The organism is Pantoea sp. EKM101V, assembly GCF_011800325.1.
Lineage (GTDB): Bacteria > Pseudomonadota > Gammaproteobacteria > Enterobacterales > Enterobacteriaceae > Pantoea > Pantoea anthophila.
In genome coordinates, this window is the sequence record NZ_JAALFP010000050.1 from 1 (window position 1) to 243 (window position 243).

At 56.4% G+C, this 243-nt stretch carries 1 protein-coding gene; it reads right to left on the reverse strand.

Annotation, left to right across the window (positions count from 1 at the left end; translation table 11 throughout):
• The coding region (locus HFD92_RS21580; protein WP_370525248.1) for a hypothetical protein at positions 1-229 on the reverse strand (229 nt) is incomplete at its 3' end.
• Positions 230-243: the final 14 nt, after the last annotated feature.

Below are 243 nucleotides of genomic sequence, written 5' to 3' on the forward strand. Positions count from 1 at the left end.
GCAGGGCTGGTGCCATATCTTTCAGCAGGCTCTGGAAAGTTTCAAAACGGTTAGCGCTGCCGGTCAGTCCAAAGGACACCACAGAGGTCGCCATTTTATCCACCGCTTTCCAGCTTTCGTCGTCCGACAGCGCATCCAGGCCCATCGTCCGCTTCAGCGCATCGATAATCCGCAGCAGACCCCAGTTTATTCTGTCCTCACCGTGGGTCGCTGCTGCCAGCCCCATCATGCTGAAATCCAGAT